Origin of the sequence: Pedobacter sandarakinus, assembly GCF_026240095.1 — a bacterium.
GTDB classification, from domain to species: Bacteria; Bacteroidota; Bacteroidia; order Sphingobacteriales; family Sphingobacteriaceae; genus Pedobacter; species Pedobacter sandarakinus.
In genome coordinates, this window is sequence record NZ_JAPIVG010000001.1 from 868,573 (window position 1) to 889,863 (window position 21,291).

At 37.1% G+C, this 21,291-nt stretch carries 20 protein-coding genes; 8 read left to right on the forward strand and 12 right to left on the reverse strand.

The window, feature by feature from the left end:
• Positions 1-53: 53 nt before the first annotated feature.
• Together OQ268_RS03705 and OQ268_RS03710 are read left to right on the forward strand one after the other, a co-directional pair.
• Positions 54-920 (forward strand): aldose 1-epimerase family protein, encoded by an 867-nt coding sequence (locus OQ268_RS03705; protein ID WP_265854747.1) that lies wholly within the window; start codon positions 54-56, stop codon positions 918-920.
• 148 nt (positions 921-1,068) lie between these two features.
• Entirely contained in the window at positions 1,069-1,491 is a 423-nt protein-coding gene (locus OQ268_RS03710; protein ID WP_265854748.1) for an ester cyclase, read from the forward strand.
• Positions 1,492-1,585: 94 nt separating this feature from the next.
• Here OQ268_RS03710 and cysM read toward each other — a convergent pair whose 3' ends face one another.
• Positions 1,586-2,458: a cysteine synthase CysM gene (cysM, locus tag OQ268_RS03715; protein ID WP_265854749.1), complete on the reverse strand. Its 873-nt coding sequence runs from the start codon at positions 2,456-2,458 to the stop codon at positions 1,586-1,588.
• Positions 2,459-2,464: 6 nt separating this feature from the next.
• Positions 2,465-3,277, reverse strand: a complete 813-nt coding sequence (locus OQ268_RS03720) for a serine O-acetyltransferase (RefSeq protein WP_265854750.1) — start codon at positions 3,275-3,277, stop codon at positions 2,465-2,467.
• A 245-nt stretch (positions 3,278-3,522) separates the two neighbouring features.
• Between OQ268_RS03720 and OQ268_RS03725 the strand changes: the two genes are divergently transcribed.
• Together OQ268_RS03725 and OQ268_RS03730 are read left to right on the forward strand one after the other, a co-directional pair.
• Positions 3,523-4,266 carry an SDR family NAD(P)-dependent oxidoreductase gene (locus OQ268_RS03725; protein ID WP_265854751.1) on the forward strand — a complete coding sequence of 248 codons (744 nt, stop codon included), beginning with the start codon at positions 3,523-3,525 and terminating at the stop codon, positions 4,264-4,266.
• Between the two features lie 356 nt (positions 4,267-4,622).
• Positions 4,623-5,273 carry a hypothetical protein gene (locus OQ268_RS03730; RefSeq protein WP_265854752.1) on the forward strand — a complete coding sequence of 217 codons (651 nt, stop codon included), beginning with the start codon at positions 4,623-4,625 and terminating at the stop codon, positions 5,271-5,273.
• A 443-nt stretch (positions 5,274-5,716) separates the two neighbouring features.
• Here OQ268_RS03730 and OQ268_RS03735 read toward each other — a convergent pair whose 3' ends face one another.
• Positions 5,717-7,048 (reverse strand): paraquat-inducible protein A, encoded by a 1,332-nt coding sequence (locus OQ268_RS03735; RefSeq protein ID WP_265854753.1) that lies wholly within the window; start codon positions 7,046-7,048, stop codon positions 5,717-5,719.
• Between the two features lie 27 nt (positions 7,049-7,075).
• On the reverse strand, positions 7,076-8,401 hold the full coding sequence (locus tag OQ268_RS03740) for a paraquat-inducible protein A (RefSeq protein WP_265854754.1): 1,326 nt from the start codon (positions 8,399-8,401) through the stop codon (positions 7,076-7,078).
• Between the two features lie 273 nt (positions 8,402-8,674).
• On the opposite strand from OQ268_RS03740, the gene OQ268_RS03745 reads away from it, so the two are divergent.
• Positions 8,675-8,935 carry a hypothetical protein gene (locus OQ268_RS03745; protein WP_265854755.1) on the forward strand — a complete coding sequence of 87 codons (261 nt, stop codon included), beginning with the start codon at positions 8,675-8,677 and terminating at the stop codon, positions 8,933-8,935.
• A 63-nt stretch (positions 8,936-8,998) separates the two neighbouring features.
• On the opposite strand, the gene OQ268_RS03750 is transcribed toward OQ268_RS03745, so the two are convergent.
• On the reverse strand, positions 8,999-9,610 hold the full coding sequence (locus tag OQ268_RS03750; RefSeq protein ID WP_265854756.1) for a GIN domain-containing protein: 612 nt from the start codon (positions 9,608-9,610) through the stop codon (positions 8,999-9,001).
• A gap of 360 nt (positions 9,611-9,970) precedes the next feature.
• On the opposite strand from OQ268_RS03750, the gene OQ268_RS03755 reads away from it, so the two are divergent.
• Together OQ268_RS03755 and OQ268_RS03760 are read left to right on the forward strand one after the other, a co-directional pair.
• On the forward strand, positions 9,971-10,942 hold the full coding sequence (locus tag OQ268_RS03755; protein ID WP_265854757.1) for an aldo/keto reductase: 972 nt from the start codon (positions 9,971-9,973) through the stop codon (positions 10,940-10,942).
• Entirely contained in the window at positions 10,943-11,764 is an 822-nt protein-coding gene (locus OQ268_RS03760; RefSeq protein ID WP_265854758.1) for a helix-turn-helix domain-containing protein, read from the forward strand. It abuts the gene before it with no gap.
• Positions 11,765-12,009: 245 nt separating this feature from the next.
• Here OQ268_RS03760 and OQ268_RS03765 read toward each other — a convergent pair whose 3' ends face one another.
• The 3 genes from OQ268_RS03765 to OQ268_RS03775 form a co-directional block, all read right to left on the reverse strand.
• Complete coding sequence (locus OQ268_RS03765; protein ID WP_265854759.1) at positions 12,010-12,621, reverse strand: GIN domain-containing protein; 612 nt, start codon at positions 12,619-12,621, stop codon at positions 12,010-12,012.
• Positions 12,622-12,870: 249 nt separating this feature from the next.
• A complete protein-coding gene (locus tag OQ268_RS03770) occupies positions 12,871-13,806 on the reverse strand; it encodes a hypothetical protein (protein WP_265854760.1) in 936 nt (311 codons plus the stop codon).
• Between the two features lie 280 nt (positions 13,807-14,086).
• Entirely contained in the window at positions 14,087-14,560 is a 474-nt protein-coding gene (locus tag OQ268_RS03775) for an HNH endonuclease (RefSeq protein WP_265854761.1), read from the reverse strand.
• Between the two features lie 247 nt (positions 14,561-14,807).
• On the opposite strand from OQ268_RS03775, the gene OQ268_RS03780 reads away from it, so the two are divergent.
• Complete coding sequence (locus OQ268_RS03780; protein WP_265854762.1) at positions 14,808-15,923, forward strand: tyrosine-type recombinase/integrase; 1,116 nt, start codon at positions 14,808-14,810, stop codon at positions 15,921-15,923.
• 56 nt (positions 15,924-15,979) lie between these two features.
• On the opposite strand, the gene OQ268_RS03785 is transcribed toward OQ268_RS03780, so the two are convergent.
• The 4 genes from OQ268_RS03785 to OQ268_RS03800 all read right to left on the reverse strand — a co-directional run bounded on the left by OQ268_RS03785 (position 15,980) and on the right by OQ268_RS03800 (position 21,289).
• Entirely contained in the window at positions 15,980-16,405 is a 426-nt protein-coding gene (locus OQ268_RS03785) for a JAB domain-containing protein (RefSeq protein ID WP_322973931.1), read from the reverse strand.
• Between the two features lie 413 nt (positions 16,406-16,818).
• Positions 16,819-17,892 (reverse strand): DUF4268 domain-containing protein, encoded by a 1,074-nt coding sequence (locus OQ268_RS03790; protein WP_265854764.1) that lies wholly within the window; start codon positions 17,890-17,892, stop codon positions 16,819-16,821.
• 107 nt (positions 17,893-17,999) lie between these two features.
• Entirely contained in the window at positions 18,000-18,980 is a 981-nt protein-coding gene (locus OQ268_RS03795) for a PD-(D/E)XK motif protein (protein ID WP_265854765.1), read from the reverse strand.
• Entirely contained in the window at positions 18,977-21,289 is a 2,313-nt protein-coding gene (locus OQ268_RS03800) for a Z1 domain-containing protein (RefSeq protein WP_265854766.1), read from the reverse strand. Before OQ268_RS03800 ends, OQ268_RS03795 begins: the two co-directional genes overlap by 4 nt.
• Positions 21,290-21,291: the final 2 nt, after the last annotated feature.

The following is a 21,291-nucleotide window of genomic DNA, read 5'->3' on the forward strand; positions in this document are numbered from 1 at the left end:
TTAACAAAAAAGATGCGCTTTAAAATCGCCATATTTGTTACTTTTAACGCCGCATGATAACTCTTGAAAACACCTATCTAAACGTAACGCTGTCATCAAAAGGCGCCGAACTTCAACGCTTATACAGTAAAGAATCTGGGTTAGAATACCTGTGGAACGCTGATGCTAATTTCTGGGGAAAACATAGCCCTGTTTTATTTCCGATTGTTGGTTCGCTAAAAAACGATAGCTACACACATAATGGGAAAACTTATCAAATGCCACGACATGGCTTCGCCCGCGACCATGTATTTCAGATGGAGAAAATAAGCGAACAGGAAGCTGTCTTCACGCTTACCCAAACGGAAGAAACAATGGAAACCTATCCTTTTCCTTTCGAGCTTAAACTCAGTTACCAACTAATCGACCGAAAACTGAATTTAACCTATCAGGTAACCAATATCGGCGCTGATGAAATGCTTTTCTCTCTAGGCGCACATCCTGCCTTTGCTGTTCCAAATTCAGCTGAAACGAGTTTCGAAGACTATTTCATTGCTTTCAATGTTGATGAAAAATTAACCTACTGGAAACTAGACAATGGTTTGGTTTCAGAGGAAACGGAAAGCATCGATTTGAATGGACACAAACTCAAACTTGAACATGATTTGTTTTATAAAGATGCCCTGGTATTTAAAACCCTGCAAAGCAATTGCCTGAGTTTGCTAAATACGAAAAATGATTATGGATTGCATTTCCATTTCGAGGATTTTCCATTTTTCGGAATCTGGTCTGCAATGGATGCGCCATTTGTATGCCTGGAGCCGTGGTGTGGCGTTGCCGACAGTGTAAATCATGATGGCGAATTGTCGAAAAAAGAAGGTATTAACCGACTAGCGACGGGAGAAATTTGGCAGCGGTTTTGGGAAGTTGAATGTTTTTAGCGAAAATTTAGCACCTGATAAAAGTTAGTCATTGTTCTGCCTTTGGATCTAAATTTCTTTACACCTGGATTTTACCACGTTAAACTTTTAATAAACAACACGAGGCATAGCTTGTTGTAATAGTAAAAGTTTAAAGAAAGTAATTAGTATGGATACCAAAGTGGAAATGAATAAGGCGATTTGTAAAGTGTTTTTTGATGAATTATTGAATCAGGATAATTTAGCTGCAGTTGACAAATTTGTAGATAGTGGGGTAGAAATTGTTAACCCATTTTTAGGCCAAAGAAGTGGTTCAGATGGAATCAGAGATATTAATGAAATTTACAGGATTGCCTTTCCAGATTTAAAGGCCAACTGTACTGAGCTTATTGGCGAAGGAGATCAAGTGGTGGTAAAGCTTCAACTTTCTGGCACCCATGGCGATGTTTTTATGAACATCCCTGCCACTGGGAAAAAACTTAGCTGGGAGCACATTGCCATTGTAAAATTGGTTGGAGAAAAAATTGTTTCCTATTGGTCGATGATTGATCACCTGGCAATATTACAGCCAATGGGTGCTGTTGCAATATAAAAAGCTGAGCGAGGGCTCAACTTCGTGAAATGATATCGCAATGAAGCCTGTACAATAACAATGTTTGTACAGGCTTTATGCTGTTATATTGTTGCTATCCAAATAAATCGCTACTCAAATAGCGGTCGCCCCTATCGCAGGTAATAAAGACGATAACACCTGAATCTAGTTCTTTGGCTAACCTTAATGCCGCTACACATGCGCCACCTGAACTCATTCCGGCGAAAATGCCTTCTTCCTTTGCCAATCGCCTGGCCATGTCTACTGCTTCATCCTGGCTAATATCCATTACACGATCTACACGTTCAGGCTCAAAAATTTTGGGCAGATATTCTTTTGGCCAACGGCGAATACCCGGGATGGATGATCCCTCAGTTGGTTGACAACCCACAATTTGAACCGCCGCATTTTTTTCCTTGAAAAACCTAGAGCAACCCATAATGGTACCAGTAGTACCCATGGAACTCACGAAATGGGTTAATGTTCCTTCAGTATCTTTCCAAATCTCTGGCCCCGTAGACTTATAATGTGCTAAATAATTATCTTTATTGGCAAACTGGTTTAGTAAAAAATACCCGTCTGATACTCCTTTTTCTTCAGCATAGTCACGGCAAACTTCGATACTTTCGAGCAGGGTTACTTTTGCGCCGAAAGCTTCCATTGTCACTTTTCTTTCTCGGGTAGAATTTGCTGGCATAACCAGTTCGATATCCAGGTCGTAGAGTTTAGCAATCATGGCCAGCGCAATGCCCGTATTGCCGCTGGTTGCTTCTACTAATTTAGTTCCTGGTGTAATTTCGCCACGTTCAATAGCACTACGGATCATATTTAATGATGCCCGATCTTTAACACTACCCCCAGGATTATTCCCTTCTAGTTTCGCGAAAATTTTTACGTTAGGGTTTGGGCTTAGTTTGTTTAGCCGAGCCATTGGCGTATTTCCAATTAAATCAATAATTCCTGCCATTTCGTTTTAATTTTGCTGTTTAATATTTCTAATCGTGATGGTTGGCGAATGGTATACCATCGAAAACGGGGGCACACTTTCCGTAAGCCAAACATTACCACCAATTATACTGTCGTTTCCAATAATGGTTTCTCCGCCTAAAATGGTAGCGCCAGAATATATAACCACCCCATTTTCTACCGTTGGATGCCTTTTACTGCCCGCCAAAACTTTCTTTACACTTAGCGCACCAAGCGTAACGCCTTGATAGATTTTTACATATTCGCCAATAACAGTAGTTTCACCTATTACGACACCAGTACCATGATCGATATAAAAATAAGGGCCAATAACCGCTCCGGGATGAATGTCTATACCCGTTTTAGTATGTGCATGTTCTGTAAGGATTCGCGGAATTAGGGATAAGCCGAGCTGGTGCAATGCATGTGCAATGCGGTAAAAGCAAATCGCGTAAAATCCAGGGTAAGTTCGTATAACTTCAAACTTACTTACAGCTGCCGGATCCCCCTTGTATATGGCCTCGATATCGGTATTTAAAAGGCGATATAACTCTGGCAAATGATCAAAAAACTGTTCTGATAGCAACCGATAATCCTTTATATCTTCATTGCAACTAGCAGAAGAGATTGTATAAAGCGCCGCTTTTAAATCGTTGATGTAACTCAGTAAATCCTGTTGTACAGAAAGTTCGAACGTTTTGTGCTCCGGATAAAGTAGATCAACAATTTTAGTTGCCCATAGCGCTATCACATCATTAGATGGAATAGTGCTGTTGCTGGCTCGCTTGTTTAACAGGTAATTTAAAAAATCATCACTCATGCGATAAATGGTTGATTTGTTAAAGGAAAAATTAAAAACTCCAGCAAAAAACGTTGATAAATTTCTTACTCAAACCCTTTATTATTCCCATAATGTTGGTGGGGTAAATATAGTTCTATGTTTCCACATGCAAGAATTTGTAAGTCATTAGCTTATCAAAATCATTTGTTGTGGGTGAAAATAGAATACGATGAATAAGATGATAAACGTTTATCTAGCTTTGCTACTAGCTTAAATTATATCAAATGGAAAAGATTTTAATTATTACAGGAGGCAGTAAAGGCATTGGAAGTGGTGCGGTTGCAGCTTATTTAAAAAATGGATATCAAATATATTCGCTGGCCAGGCATGCGGAGCCGAATGGGGTTTCTGGGGTTAACCAAATAATTGTCGACCTTACTGAAGACGGAAAGGCAGAAGCCGCCATGGAGCTGATTTTCGAAAATTTGAATAAACATGATGTTGCTTTTATCAGTTTAATTAATAATGCTGGGATGTTAGGACAGATTGCGCACCTAGAAAACATTGAACCTGAAAGTATCTCTAAAACGGTTACTCTTAACACGCTTGTGCCATTACTTTTAACCCGGCTTTTTATTCAAAAAACCAAAGGGTGGAATGCTCAGAAAACAATTGTTAATGTATCATCCGGAGCGGCAACCAAACCCTACACTGGCTGGACGGTCTATTGTGCTACCAAAGCTGCATTAGATATGATGACACGCACAGTGGCAGCAGAACAGGAAGATGAGGTAAACGGTGTAAAAATTATTGCAATCTATCCGGGTGTAGTAGACACTCAAATGCAAGCCAACATTAGAATGAGCAATAAAGAAGATTTCAAAACTATTGACCGGTTTTTAGCGCTGAAAGAAACAGGGGGATTGGCCACCACGGAAACGGTTGGCAAACAAATCTATGCCATAGCCAATGATCCAAAAATTGCTAATGGTTCGCTTATACATGTAAATGATTTCTCCATTGAATAAGATACGGTTTAAGTTTATTACTGTAAGCATACACAGACATTTCTCGAGAGTCTGAATATTAAAAGTCACATTTTGTTACAATCAATCTACTAAAGAGGAATCAAAAAATAACATTTTTAAAAACCAAAAACATTTTAATAACGTAAGCAAGAATTTTAACTATTTAATTATTTGTTTTTCAGAGCTTTATATCCTAATGGAGGATCTTTGAGCTAAAATAAATCATCTACTGATGAAAGATATTTGATTTTTGTCAATAACAAAATTGCAAAAAAGACCGAAAACCTGTAATATTAAATAGACAAATCAGTTAGAATTGAAAAGTAATTGCATACATTTGTAACAAATTACCAGACATGAAACGCAGTTCTAACTTTCCGAAGCTTTTATCCATCACTTTTGCACTGGCATTAATCTGTTTTAATGCAGTCGCACAAACTGCGTCTGTTGTAACACCTGCAAAAGATAAGTTAATGTTAATGGAGAAAATTGATGGTAATGCACTTATTGAAAGTATGGTGAATGAAAAACGTGATTTCATCAAGAATAAGAACAGTTTCAATCCATTAAAAGCTGCTCATTTACCTAAGGCGAAGCACATATTATCGCGAACAAAGCCAACTGTTATCATTTTCGATGGTTTAGAGTATGTTGTAGAAAAAAATAATGTAATCGAAATTGTTGGTTTAAACCTCTCACAATCGGTATTGGCGCAGATCTCAGAAAAAATTGCTTTTTTGGATCAAGTGCAATACGACTACGCTGAAAAAGCCAACCAGGAAAATTTATATGCTAACGCAGATGTTGCCACCATTAGAAACCTCGATAAATGGTATCTGCAAACACTTAAAATATTAACAACAACAGTTAACGATATCGCATCAATTACGAAAAAACCAGATGCCAGTAATTCATTTGCATTTTACCTGGTGAGAATGCCGCAGCCAAATGTTGGTTTAATGACAGAAAGAAACAATACCGGATCTTTGGTGCAATTGGCAAAGTAAATTCAGGAAATCCTTATTATAAGCTGGCCCGATAATTTAATTTGTCGGGCTTTGCCTTTTATGATGAGCCAAGCCACCACCATTGATCCTATAAATTAAGACAAAACTCATCCTATTAAGTGGTGGGAATCATTTTACGGTCAGGTGATTACCTCAACATTTACATGAAGTTAATTAGCATGCATTAGTTAGGAAAACGCAATTCTTGGTGAAACTACATGGAGCTCATGGGCGGACCAAGGCAGCAGGGTATTTAAGTGATCATCCATTACATTATGCCGCTAAGCATATGCCTGCTAAAGGAGAACCCCATGAAATCACTAATCAAGACTACCAATCCAATACTGTTTACAAAATTGATTTAACTCATGCACGTGTTAAGTATGAAACACATGATGCGCTAGTACGATTACATTCGGATGTAGGCTAGATGAAAGCCTTAACTAAGTGCAAGGACCATTGCGTTCATCCATCCTTCTCAAGAGAAACGAAAGAATTTTTGCGTATACAACGTAAATCAAAAATACAAAGAATCCGAGTTGCAGGGCCGAATTGTTAACCGTTACCGTTTCTAATGTTTCATTCTTGATGTTGAGGCCCGAAAGCTGGCTTTTTAAAATGCCATTTAGCCCAATATAAGTCATGGCAATACCAACTACCATTACATCGGCCATGTCCCACTTGCCCAAGTCAAAAGCCAGGAAACGCAAAACTTTTTGACTGCCAAATAGCTGGGCGCACGAAACATGCAAGGCTCGGGCAATGATCCGCAACAGTGGGAGAATCACAACAAAAAGCAGGAGTAAAATACCTACCAATACCGCATCGAGCTTGGGTTGTTCAATTAGCGTAAATATAATTCCCAAGATGCTTTTACTTTGGAAAAAGAGCACCTGATTATTGAATACCAATTCATCGCCCATTAAAGCAAAATGAAGCGATTGGATGCGTGCATCTACCTCTATTATTGGTGCACTTACGCCAACAAGTAAAAGCACTGATGCAAATAGCAGCGACATCACGAAAAGCGGCGTATGCAGATGGGTTTTCTTCCTGATAAACAGCCATAGCAGTAATGCCACTGCCACGCAACCGAGCATGATCAAAACTGACTGGTAGCTGTTTTGTTTAATTTGTGCTAAACGTGTCTTTACCACTGCGTCTAACCCAGCTGCATTTTTGACCTGGTATTTCTTATATATATTGCTTTCTACAGTGGTGATGGTAGTATCAGTATGGTCGTACGTTTGTTCTTCTAGCTCATTAACTTTGGTAGTGGCAATGCCTTTTATTTTTGCCAAACTTGTAGGACTTGTAATTTTAACTACGATGGTTTTGGCAAACGATGGCACCTGGGCGTGGAGCTCATCTACATCAACAAAAGTATTAAAAGCCAATTTTTTAAGCTTTCCACCCAATCCCTTTTGCGGTTTCGTTATTTCCGATACCGCTTTATTAACCAACCCGTGCAGTTCGGCTTCTACTTGCTGCTTCATTTCTGCCTTTTGCTTGGCAGTAAGGTTAAAGCCCTTAACCCTCCGATCGACTACTGCAGATATCTTCTCGCCCCATCTATCAACCGAAAAAATACCAAAAGTAACATTGTTAGATAAGCTATAGTCTTCTTTAATCTGTTTCTGTTCAACAGATAACTTATAAAATTGGTGGCCAAAATAGGCGGCACCAATAAGCAAAACAGAAAGACATAATACCAGCGCTATGGCTGCGAAGTTGCGCTGCTTGGATGATGTATGAGGTGTAAGGTTACTTGCCATGGGAATTAAATAGCGATGAAGCCAAGGTTAATGGGTATCATGTGGAGTAATAAACTTTAAGATGGTAGAAAGAATAAGTCCGTACAATACAAAGCTGATGAATATAATATAGCCCGGCTGTAATGCAGTATTATTAGTAGTCAAGATGGTTAATGCATCATTTTTGATGTTTAAAGCTTGAAGCTGCCCTTCCAGCAATCCATTTAACCCAATATAAGCCATCAAGATGGCAATCACAATTACATCAGCCATGCTCCATTTGCCCGATTGAAAAGCAAAATACTTGATGATTTTATTTTCGGCTAACCGCTTTTTACCCAACAAATGTATGCCTGTTGAACTCAGTTTCACGATAGGAAACAAAATACTGAACACCAGGATGAGTGCACCCACCAATATGGAATCAATCCCCGGCTGACTGATGAGCACCATTACTACATCCAAAATGCTTTTACTTTGAAAAAACAGCACCTGGTCTTTGAATACGACATGCTCGCCAAGCAGTACAAAATCCAACGAACGGATGCGGGCATCTACCTCAATCATAGAAGCGGTAAGACCGACCGCAAGTAAAATGAAGGCAAATAACAGCGACATCACGAAGAGTGTTACATGCATTTCTCTGCGCTTGCGCAACATCCACCAGAAGGTTAGCACTATGGCTACACAACCCAACATTGCAAAAGAATAGCGATAAGTTTTTGTTTTAATATCAGCAAGTGATGACTGAAATTTTCTATTTAGTTCTTCGGTGGATTTAACCTCATACTTATCGTAAAGAGCCGCTACGATTTTACTGTTTGCTACAAAAGCACTGTCTTTCTTCTCCTCGTTAGCCAGCTGGTTAAATTCACCGATAGCCATTTTGCTCAATTGTTTTTTGTTTTTTGGATTATCAACATCGGCAATAATCTGCCTTGCAAAAACGGGTACTTGCGCCCTGATGCTATCAGAATTAACAAAATTTTTGATGGCAAATTTTTGAATTTTCCCACTGATGGTTTTTTTAGGCTTGTTTACCAACGCTTCAGCTTTATCAATTAAGGCAAGTAGCACCTGTTCTACCTCCCCCTGCAAAACCTTTTTTTGTTTTTTAGTCATTTTAAGGTTTCGCACCTGGTGATTAACGATCTTCGAGACGTTGTCTTTCCACTGCTGAACCGAAAAAAGCCCATAAGTGATGTTGTTGATATTCGAATAATCTTCTTTAATTCGCTCCTGCTGATCGGAAAGTTGGTGGAGGCGATACCCAAAATAGCCTTCTGCACCCAAAAGCAAAGCCAAGGCTAGAATGAGCAACAATTTAGGTCCTATGGATTTACCCGGCGCTTTGTTCGTGTGATGTGTTTCCAAGCCGTTCTATTGTTTAAAGCTTATAAAGCAAATTCCAGCATAAACAAATTGCATTGTTGGGCGCTGTATCTGGTCAGTTATCGGCATGTAAACCGCAGAGATTTGAAAATGTTTGGTTTTGGGGTAAAATTGTGTTCTCTAAAACACTTCCAGACATAACAATGCCACAAAATGTTATTTGGTTATAGAAATTCACCTTAGCAGGTTGACCTAACTGAGGTAAATGAATAACTTTGCAGCTGTTTAATTTTTTAGATTTTTTTAAGCATTCGCATGATAACTGATAAAGCCGATATGGTTTCTAACTGGATTGAAGAAAATGGTAATCCGGCCATCGAAAAATTAACTGCCACTAACTTGCATACCGCAGCAAATGCCAAAAGCACTTTACATCAAAAGAAAATACCAGTACGAACTTTCGCCCAACTGGTAGATATTAAATCTGAAGAGATTGAAAACTGGCTTAGTGGGAAACATAATTTTAGCCAGAAAACTTTAGATTATCTGATGGAAGTGTTAGCAAGCCACGCTTAATTTTTAAAACAAAAAAGCCGCCCTCGGGAAAAGGCAGCTCCATTTTGCTTAAGTGGCATAGTACTATTTTGCCAGGGCTAAGGCATTTTCTTCGGCATCCATCAAGGCTAGAGATGGATAAGTTGATGATTTTAATGCTGCAAAATCTGCAAGCTTAACGTTTTTCATATTGCTAGCCACCATTGTGCTGTTGTTGGCTGTACCATTCAATTTCAATACGGCGTTTTCGTTTACCACAGTATATAGGCTGCCTGCAGTAGTTTTAATTTTGGCGGTTGCGCTTTGGTTTAAGAATAGTTGCAGGTATTTTACATCGAAGTTGTTGCTGGTTAATACCACCGACTGGCCGTAAGCTTCAATCCTGGTTAAATCTTTCACCGTAACATTTAAAGTAACTTGTCCTGCTTCCATCGAATTGATGAATAAAGTTTTCCCGTCGCTGGTTACCGAAGTTTTAGCTGCATCGTAATTGCTGGTACCCTCTACTTTTTGATCATCGCCTTGCGTTAAGATGAGTTTTACGTTACCGCTTACCCAAATCTTATTAAAGCTGGCTACAGCCGCTGCTTTGTTTTCTTTTATTACTGGCACTTCTGTAGCATGTGCAAATGCCGATGAAGTGAATACTACTGCTGTTAATGTTACTGCGAATAATGTTTTTGTTAACGTTTTCATGTCTTTATGTTTTAGGTTTTTCTTAATGTTTTTTGATATTAAGACGCACCCAAGCTGAAAACGTTGCAGGCAAAATGGCCGTATTATACCAGCCAAGCCAACATCTAGACCAACGCCTGTAATTACTCGACGAAAAAGGGTTGGTATAAGGAAGGTGGTTGAAGGAGTGTGGAATAGCCAATCGGTTAGGCGGACATTCAAAAGAAATTTCGGAACAATATCGAGCGATCAATACCATATACAAATGATATAGAATCTTCTATTAGTCATACAATAGTGCTAAAATCAATGAGCTGTAGAGGCAAATTAATTGAGCTTTACAAGCAACTTTATTGTTTTACGAGCGTGCATATTTGTGTTATGAAAAACATCAAAAAAATTCAATTAGGGCACAATGGTCCTTTAGTATCTGGTCTTGGGCTAGGTTGCATGCGTATGTCTTCGATCTGGGGAGGATCAACTCCTAATGAATCAGAAAGTATTGCCACCATAAACGAGGCTTTGGATCTTGGCATAAATTTTTTGAACACCGGGGATTTTTACGGCGCTGGCCACAACGAGATACTGATTGGAAAAGCAATTAAAGGAAGGCGAGCGGATGCCTTTATAAGCGTAAAGTTTGGAGCCTTATTTCATAATGGTCAATGGCTTGGGCTGGACCTTAGGCCGAACTCGATTAAGAATTTTATCAACTACTCACTCACCCGTCTTGGCATTGAAACGATTGATCTCTATCAACCCAGCCGAATGGACGATAGCGTGCCAGTGGAAGATATTATTGGTACTGTAGCTGATTTGGTTAAAGAAGGCAAAGTCCGCCATATAGGTGTATCTGAAATTACTGCAGAACAACTTCGTTCAGCCAATGAGGTGTATCCGATAAGTGCCTTGGAAATCGGCTATTCACTTGCAGATCGGCAAATAGAAAATGAATTGCTGCCCACAGCTAAGGAGTTAGGTATTGCTGTTATAGCATTTGCAAATACCGCAGAGGGTTTATTGACCGGCGAAATGAGTGCACCACTTATAGAGAGCGATTACCGGAACCATTTCTCGCGTTTTCAAGGTGAAAATCTTATCCACAATCTCCAGAAAGTAGCGGTTTTGAAAGATTTAGCAAGCACAAAAGGCATTTCGCCTACGCAACTAGCTATTGCATGGGTGAAACAACAGGGTGAGCAAATCATGCCATTAGTAAGTATGAGCAAGAGATCGCGTTTGGCTCAAAATATATCAGCGATGGAAATCGAGTTTACCGAAGAAGAAATGACTACATTAAATACTACTTTTGCAATAGGCGCTATCAAAGGTGGTACGTACTTAGCACGATAAATGGAAAGTCCAGCAGAAATTCTTCCTGGTGTAATCTTTTATTCATACCTGTCTACCGAGAGGAGACAGAAAGCATGTTTTTGGAATCATCATACCTTGATTCTCCAGGTTTCAGGACAGTTCACACTAGAAACCTCTGCTCAAACTATATCGATGGGCGCAGGAGAAATGCTGCTGATTGGTAAGAATCAGCTAGGGACGCTAACCAAAACACCTGGTTACGAGGGATGCTATGAAACAATTGTAATTTCACTACAGGAAGACTTGATGCGCAAAATTGCATTGGAGGAAAAGCTTGAATCTGGAGATAAATACATCGGTTTGCCCAACCTACTGATTCCATCCAATGAATTTTTGCAAGGCTATTTTCATTCTATCGTTCCCTATGCGAGAAGCTCAGGGGCAACAATGACCGATGAATTGGGCATCTTAAAAGTAAAAGAGGGTGTTAAATTGTTGCTTCTGGCGCTTCCTGCATTACGAAGCTTTTTGTTCGATTATTCAGAACCTTATAAAATTGATCTTGAAAAGTTCATGGTCAACAACTTTCAATTTAACGTGCCCTTAGAAAAATTTGCGCAGCTAACTGGCCGAAGTCTGGCAGGATTCAAACGTGATTTTCAAAAGATTTTTAGTCTTCCACCTCGCCAATGGTTGCTATCCAAACGGTTAGATGCAGCAAAATTTTTAATTGAAAATAAACATCAAAAGCCTTCAGCCATATATTTGGATTTGGGCTTCGAAAGCCTTTCACACTTTTCTCATGCTTTTAAGAAGAAATTCGGATTAGTTCCAAGCGATCTGAATAAACATATAGTGTAGTGTCCATAGGCGTTGGGATCTAGCTTAAACCTTAATGCACTCATCATGAAAGCGTTACTACGCTCTACAAAAAATGAATTTAGTACTATTTCAATATTTCATTTCCTTTTAGAAGATATTTTTAGCTTGATCCCTTGTTTATAATTCAAAACCGTTAGACAGGCCATCCACTTCACGCTTAATTTTTAAAACAAAAAAGCCGCCCTCGGGAAAAGGCAGCTCCATTTTGTTTATGTGGCTTAGCACTATTTTGCCAGGGCTAAGGCATTTTCTTCGGCATCCATTAAGGCAAGAGATGGGTAGGTTGATGATTTTAATGCGGCGAAATCTGCAAGTTTAACGTTTTTCATGTTGCTAGCCACCATCGTACTCTGATCGGCTGTGCCATTTAATTTTAATACCGCATTTTCGTTTACCACGGTGTAAAGGCTGCCGGCAGTGGTTTTTATTTTAGCCGTTGCGCTTTGGTTTAAGAATAGTTGCAGGTATTTTACATCGAAGTTGTTGCTGGTTAATACCACCGACTGGCCGTAAGCTTCAATCCTGGTTAAATCTTTCACCGTAACATTTAAAGTAACTTGTCCTGCTTCCATCGAATTGATGAATAAAGTTTTCCCGTCGCTGGTTACCGAAGTTTTGGCTGCATCGTAATTGCTGGTACCTTCTACTTTTTGATCATCGCCTTGCGTTAAGATGAGTTTTACGTTACCGCTTACCCAAATCTTATTAAAGCTGGCTACAGCCGCTGCTTTGTTTTCTTTTACTACCGGCACTTCTATAGCATGTGCAAATGCCGATGAAGTGAATACTACTGCTGTTAATGCTACTGCGAATAATGTTTTTGTTAACGTTTTCATGTCTTTATGTTTTAGGTTTTTCTTAATGTTTTTTGATATTAAGACGCACCCAAGCTGAAAACGTTGCAGGCAAAATCGCCGTATTATACCAGCCAAGCTAACATCTAGACCAACGCCTGTAATTACTCGACGAAAAAAAGTTGGTATAAATGAAACGAGGTGAACGAGCGGGTCAAGGCTAAATAGTTGTGCTAAGCAAAGAAATTCTTATCCAATCGACGATTTAATCGCCAGCCGATTGTATGCAAATCAATTAGTTTTTGTCGTTCTGGATAAGGGTTGCAGCCCAATAATCATGTGGCTGCGATCGAAAAATACCCTGAAAATTTCGTTGGGTTCCCCCTCCACGTTGGCATACGCAAATTGGATCATCAAGTATTCCTCACCGTTGGCTTTCTGGATCTCTTTGGTATAAACCTTAAAATCTTCTGGCTTTATGCTTTCCTTAAGTTTATTTAAAATGTCTTCTGTAATTTGATTTCGAATTTGTGGCGAAAAATAGGCCTGAGCCGCCTTAAAATTACCATTTCTTATATATGCAATAAACCCGTCAAAATTATTTTTGGCCAACTGAACAGATTTATCGCCCAGCCTTGGATTGGTCTTGTTTACATAAATTCTGATCCGGTTGGTTGGTTTAATTTCTATTTCACCCTTTTTCTCTTCGTAATTGCTAAATACGCTATAGAGTTCAATTTCTAAGCTATCGTTGGGCTTCCAATAATTACGCTGACGCAGGCCGCCTTTTACATCGATCTGGTCAAGATCTTTCAGATCACCTTTCTGGGTGCTTTGCCCATATCTTTTTGTAAGCTCGTTTGCCAAAAGCCTATACTTTTCTATAAAAGCCTGCTGTACCGCTAAGGATTGTTTGCTGCCATTCTGGTCAAAGTTAATGGCATCCCATTCATACTCAATCATGTTGATTAAGGAATCTTTTTCGGTAAAGGTGTAAGTAACCAACAGATCAGGAATACCACGCTCTGCCCTTCGGTAAGTTAAGGGCACGGCCATCCCACCAGGTATGATGAGATCGCCATCAATTTGAAAAATTTTTCCACCCAGTTTGCTTTCCCCTGCCGCCAAACGTTTCATGGTCTTCCCGTAAATATCTGTAGTGATGGCTTGCCCAAAGGATAATTGGCAAAAAAACATAAAGAGAAAAATGCTTGCTGTTATTTTCATTGCTGAGGTATCGTTAATTTATATCTTGCTTGTTTTGTGCTTTTCAGCTAAAAATCCTTAATCCTATCACTATCAACAACATCTCGAAGGATGGCCTTTTTGCACATTAATCAGCTGGTATTACAATCTGCGATTAATGTTTTGTCCAACTGCAGCAATGCTGTCATTCATTTCGCAAACTTCACAAGATGGTACTTAAATTAAATTAGGTATAATGGATAGCCACAGCAATTTATATAAATTTCAATTAGTCCTATAATGTTGTAGTTTCGAAAATATTTTAAGTCGTCCTTTTTTGCACCCAGCGCTCCAAAAATTTAATCAAACCTTTATCAAAAACCTTATCATAATTAGGGAGCAATAAAAGGCCATTGTAAGGGTCGATACGCTCTTGATTTACACGCTTGCGCCAAGGTTGAATATGCGATGCCACCAATAATGATACATCAGGAAACTTTGAGATACTACATTCTCCCCATATTTTTATCAAGTCCTCTCGGTACTTACCCTGACCAATTCTCATCAACATCAAAGTCTGTTTTTCTGTAACCATAGCAGCACTCGCTAATATCTCTACAACATCTCCTTCTTCATTATTGAATAGTTGCGCCAAGTACTCAATGTATAAATCGAAAGAGCGGCTATACATATTATTGCCTTTTTTATTCTTAGCTGCTAATTCCTCATCGGCCATGTATGCAGCTTTTAAGGTTTTAGCTTCTTCTACATTTTTAATTTGAAAAAGATCTTCCACAGCATAGCCCTTATTCCTTAGCTCCTTTGCAATGGTATTAATTATTTTAGTGTATTTATCCGGACGCGATATAGACGATAACAGAAAAAGCCATCGATCGTACTAGACTGATGACTTTTTTGTAGCCCCGAGCAGAATCGAACTGCTATCTAAAGTTTAGGAAACTTCTATTCTATCCGTTGAACTAACTGTAAGATAGCTAATTACAAAATCTACAAAGCAGTTGCGCCACCAAATGCGCCAAATCATGTTTACGCAACCAAAATCTTTTCTATCTAAACAGATTGAAGATAGAGCTTACATTTCGTTTTATTACGATGGAAAGCGGTTTAGGGAATACAATGGAAACCGACTAAATCTAAACATAAACCCAAACCAATGTACGACATTAAAAGACAAGAAGCGTTTGCTTTCACATTTGCAATTTGAATTTACTAAAGCTCTCAATGCAGGTTGGAATCCTTTGCAGAAAGAGGTAGAATTACCTAGTTTCGAGTTTGCACTTGATGCCGTACTTGATGATAAACTAAGCTCCAACCTTTGTGATTTATATAAACGAAACTTAAAGGCAGTTGCAAAAATGTTTAAAGCTTCCCTTAGTAAAGCAGAATGCAAAGCCAATGCTGATCAACTTACTCTTGGAACTGTAGAAAGCTTCTTGAATAAGTTTCAATCCAGTGAAAGAAATTATATTAACAGGCGTAGGTGTCTGGGTACACTTATAAATGAAATGATTAGAAAAGGATATGCAACTAAGAACATCGTTAAGTCAACAAAGACTGCTAGAGCGAAAGCATCATTACATGTACCATATACAGAATCAGAGCTTCGTAATGTACTTGATTTTCTAAAGATCAACTATCCGAATTTACATCTATGTTGCTTGTTGACCTATGGGTGTTTACTACGCCCACACCATGAGGTAAGATTACTTAAAGTTAAGCATATCGTTAAAGACTTTAGTCAAATTCAATTATCCGGTAGCGAAAATAAAAGTAAACGGATTAGAACCGTTTATATTCCAGAATATGTAAAACCAATATTGAGAAAGCGTTTAGCTGAAATAACTGACAGCGAAACCAATATCTTTAGTCTTAAACATGAACCATTCAACGTAGGATACTTTAATTTAATGTGGGGTAAAGCGAGTATTAAAATGAAGAAGCTTGAGTTACTAAAAGTAAACCAAACGATTTACTCATTTAGACATACTGCTGCAATCAAAATTTATCAGAAAACAAAGGATATTCATATACTACAACAATTACTTCAGCATTCGGATATGATTGTAACCTTAAACTATCTAAGGGGTTTAGGAGAAGTAAGTGATGAAAAACTAAGGGATGTAATTCCAGAACTATAGATAAAAACTATAAGAATAAAAAAGTATAGCCTGGGCGATCAGCCCAAGCTATTTTTTCACATCATGCCTTCATCAGCAAAGCTGTAGTAGCTTTGCTCACTAATAATCATATGATCCAAGACTACAATATCAAGTAACTTCCCGCACTCAACTAACTTTTTGGTTAACTTAATATCTGATTCGCTTGGTCTGAGTGATCCACTCGGATGGTTATGAGAGAGTATCAAACTCGACGCATTACCTTTTAAAGCGATTGCAAACACTATCTTAGGATCAACATAAGTACCACTAACGCCACCCATTGAAATATCTACCACTCCTAAAACTCTGTTACTCCTGTTAAGCAGTACTACTTTGAACTCTTCAAGGAAGTTGATCCTACCCATATCCCATTGCTGCTTTATAAGGTTATACGTTTCCTCTGATGAGCTAATCCTTGGACGCTCGTTGATGTTATAATCTGGCTTGTAGCTTACTTGCACCTCAGCTACCTTAAATTGTTCTTGTACCATAGTTGTATCTATTTAAATATGGCACTTGTATCAAGCTTTCAACTCAACTAAATCAAGAAGCAACGGATATAAATAGCCTGTGTGATGGCTGCATGAGCGTTTATGCCGGAATTTCTTGAAATGTGTTGAGAGGATAAGCTTAAATTGGTGCTTATAATTAGATAGATACTTCTCCCTATTTTTACAGCAAGTCAAACTTTGAATTATCTATACACGGCTATTTCCTCAAGAGGCTTGAATTAGTATTGTTTACTAGGAGTACCATACATCAATTCTATTAAAACAAACACTAAATATCATTGAGAGGAAATTCTAAAAATAATAATTCAAACTTATCTTTTACTTTTAATAGTCTACTTTTTTAAAGGACTAACATTAAAGTGTTATTCAGACGATTTAATTATCGAAATTGGGCCTCTAAAAGCTTGTTCTAGCCTAATTATATTATTAGACAGAAAATTTGACATTGTATCCCAGTCTTTTTTATTAAAAATGTTCACACCTAATAAATGATAGCCAACCCTACTACTAATCTTAGCATCCATTCTTTCCCAAGTGAGTTCCTTTTCGAATGAAGTTTCAATATCAATTTTATATTTGTAGATTTCATCAAACATTTTTTTGTTCTCATCCTTATTGGGTTTAGCAAATTCAACTAGTACACTACAACTTGATTTAGTAATAACTGTAGTATATTTAACCCCAGCAACCGTTGAATTTAACCAATAGTCTTTTGTTGGACTTATGTTTTGAAATATTGTAGTTTTTCCCTTTAGCATTGGGAGTAATTTATTCCAAAACTCAAGTCTCAAATGATGTCTTCCTTGCAGTCCTTCCTGATTACTAATTTCTTCATGATTTTTATCTGCCATTTTAATAATGTAGTCCTCTGTATCTTTCTGGGGAATAATTTGCTCCATAGTTAGAAACATTTGTTCATCCAATGCAAATGGAGTGACCTTAAAACACTGAATTTTCAATTTATAGTTTAATAGCCAGATGATTGTTGATGTTACCTCCTTTCTGAATTCATTTGCTACAAATATTAATCTTTGTGTATTGCCTTGATTCAAGTGCAAAATATCATCATATTCAGTATCATAAAACTCGGCTAATAATTTACAGGCATCTTCATTATTTCCTTGCTTATCAAGGTAATCCTGAAAAATATTTTTGATGTTTTCCTTCTTTAAGGTAGCACAATACGAAGCATATTTTAAAGCTTGCCAAGTAACATTTTTACCTGTATCATCCAGTTTATTTTCAATCACAACTACATTGCCATATTTATCTAAAGCTAGTAAATCGAGTCTTTCGTGTGTATCATTAAAGCCGCTAAATTCTTTTTGGATGATCAGTAGATCTTCTCCACCGAAAACTTTTGGCTGATTTGCAAGCCACTCTTGTAGGTGTTGCCTTTCCTTTATCCCTTTATCAGAAAATTTTATTTTTTTCAATCCTTTCAATCTATTACAGGACAGATCAATTTGATACATAGTATTTAAATAAATGGGGTAAGTTTTTTAATTATATGAATTAAGAAGAACTACATATAAGTAGTAAATTATATGCTCTGAAATAAAGGACCTTTTTTAGTTAGATCTTGGATATTAATCGATTTCGTATCCGTCAAATCTGATTTAAACATAAGGTCTGTAACTTTTTCAGGAATATCAGCTCTTTCTACCTTAGAAATGTCTTGATGTCTGTAAAATCGCACAGACCTTTTAGCTAAATCATAGTCATACTTAATTTTTATTGTCTGCTCAAAAGTGTTTCCCAATGTTTTCGAAACAATTCTGTAAATTTTATCCTTTAGTTCATTCTCTGTAATTCGATTGTCGATTTTTTTTAATAAATCCAATACATTAAAACCAGTTGAAATTTGCTTAGTAAAAATTGAGGCAATGATTACTTGACTTTCATTAGTTGGGTTTAGTTGTACTGCGGTAAAAATGTGAACTCTCTCTAAATTGCTATTACTTTTAACTTCTATTTTTTCGCTGTCGGCATTGAAATCAAATCTTTCTTCTGGAATATTATGCCAATAATTAACTAATGTTTCAGGTTTTCTACTTTGTTCAATTAGTAATAATTCAGCCCAAAGTCCTTGAATAGTTTTTGTTGGTGTTTCTGTCAATGACCTAAAGACCTCAATAAAATTTTTAAATGTTTCAAAAACTTCTTTTTGCGATGGCTTTATTGACAGAGAATTTAAAAGTGATGTAACAATTCCAAGAAAATAATTTTGCAATGTTTTTTCATTGCTCTTAAAAATAATAATAGAATAATTATCAGTTTTTGAATTGCCATTTTCAAAAATTTTACATTCTAGATTGTTCGTAAGTTCAATATATTTTAGCTTGATGTTTTTTTGAGATAAATGCGTTCGATCAAATTTTGATGAAATTAAAATTACTGGAAACCCAATATTGTTTACTCCTATTCTTGCAAAAGGAAATTTATTCAATACTGTAGCATTAAATAAATTTGGATTTTCTGTTTGTGGAAAATCTAATTCTAAAAAAACATCTAACAAACTCATATATTATCTGGCTGTCTAATGATGTCTTTGCCAATTGCTTCAGGTATCCAAATTGCAAGACTTACCAAATCGTTATAAATTATATTTCCATTATCATCTAAAATTGGATTTCCACTTATGTCAGTAAGGTTTAATCTATGAACTTGTATTGTAACCTTATCCTGTTTTTTAATATTTCTATCACCAATGTAAACTTCGCCCTTTCTTAATCTACCGTTTGATGTCGGTTGTTCCCCTTGGAAAAGTTGTTGAATATTATCGTTTTGGTTTAATCTACGTTGTCTCGTAGTTTGTGAAATTGTATTATTTTCAATTTTTGAACTCATCAAATAAACCAAGCAAGTTTCATTTGGGTTTTCTTGTAGGTAAGAATTTAACAGCCCTCTTAAACTTGAATAAGTTTGACTATCCGTTTCCCTTGTAAATTTTAATCTGTTTAAAAGTTGTTTCAAACTTTCTTCGAGTGGCAATTCTGCTTCTAAATGTTTTTGTAAATCTGTTCTTTCTATATGACCTTGATTAATTGCAAAGCTGTTAATGTGATTGTTTGTAAATTCAGCCATAATACTTTTATTGAATGGTATCAAATTTTCTGTATCGTGTGGTGCGCCAACAATGAACCATTCTTGGCCAAAATAATCTCTATCAATATCATTGTATAAAATATTAGGCCTAGTTAGTCTTAACATTTGATCTAAAACAGCTTCCCTGTCCCATTCGTTTAAATGCTTATTATTTACATCAAACTCTTCTAAACGTTGCCTCACATCTTCTTCGTGTTCTATGATTGCTCTAAAGGCTTCAATGTTTGGGTTATCTAGCCAAACTCGGCAATAACCCAAATAAGATCCTTTGTAACCAAAAAATCTTGCTCGCTGTAAAGTTGTATCAACTTGACCAGTTGCTAATGGTCTCGGCATGTAAGAAACCGTTAAGCCTTCAACAGTAAACCCTCTATCCATTGCTTGGCCACCAACTAAAATGTGAGAATAAAAATCACTCCAACGAATTTCGGGTGTTCTTCCTCTACTTGCATTTATTTCCATAATTCTAGTATTTTTAATGGAATGTAACAGCCGTGTATTTGTTAGTTCTTCAAAAGCAGGCAAATCATTTACCGTTAAATGTAAATCGCTATATACCTCTTTAAATTCCCTCAATAATTCTTTTTTTTCATCTTCATCAGCAGCAGAATTACTTTGCAACAGTGTTTTCCAACTTTCACAAACATTTCTAATCCAAGTAAAGTATATATTCTGTGAGTTAGTTAATCGTGATGGGTGAACCATCATAGAGCGGTTACGTTGGTCTCGTTTTATTTCACCAGCTACAACACCCAAGAAGAATATTTTTAAAGAAAACAATAAACTTTCCGGCGGTTCATGAACTGGATTATGATTAGATGGAATTTCAAGATCAGGAATTCTTCTTATAAGATTTGGATTTTGAACAAAAAAAGCATTGCCTCCTGTATAACCATTTCCTGGCGTTAATAGTTTTATGAAGTTTGGTGAAAGCCGATCCATAATATTAATGAATAAATTAGCTTGTGGCGTAGCTGTGTATTGTAAAAAAGTATGATGTGGGAACACACTTCTTAATTCATTAATTCTTCTATAAATGGTTGAAGCATCTCCTTCGTTAACCGCTTCTCCTGCATTTGCGTTAGCTCGTGCTCTTGTATTCAAACTTGCTTGGTCACTTTCATCATCTATAATCAAAGTTGGAACTCCACTAAGATCTAAATCCCTTAAAAGATTAGTAAGGTTTCTTAATCGACTACCATTTTTCATTACTGTAATTAATAAGGTTGAGCAATTTTCTTTTGGGAAAGTTTCATCTGCCCATTGCTCCAATTTCATTTCAATTGTATCTCTATCTTCTTGTGTACCCGCATTTTTTATGATTGTCCATTTTCTGTCAAACCTCGTATCAACTCGCAAATCCTTTTTCATCCTTTCAAATGACTGCTCGGAAAGGGGAATTGACGTACCTGCAATGATTATTACAATTTGATATTGGTTATCATTTGCCAAGGCGGCAACAGAAGTAAAAGATAGTGTTTTACCACTTTGAACATACCCAATAACTAGTCCTGTCTCAATATTTCGCTGTTCATTTGGGTCACCACACATTTCCAAAATCTTGAATGTTTCATCAATAACTTGATCACCTGCTGTGTTTATATTACCAAGATTATCGGTAAATCCTTTGTGTTTTATTAATCCTTCAATTTCTTCTCCTTGATAGGGCTGCCATTTTGAATTATTTGAACTAGTATTTCCTGTTATTTCTATTATTTCTGCCATAA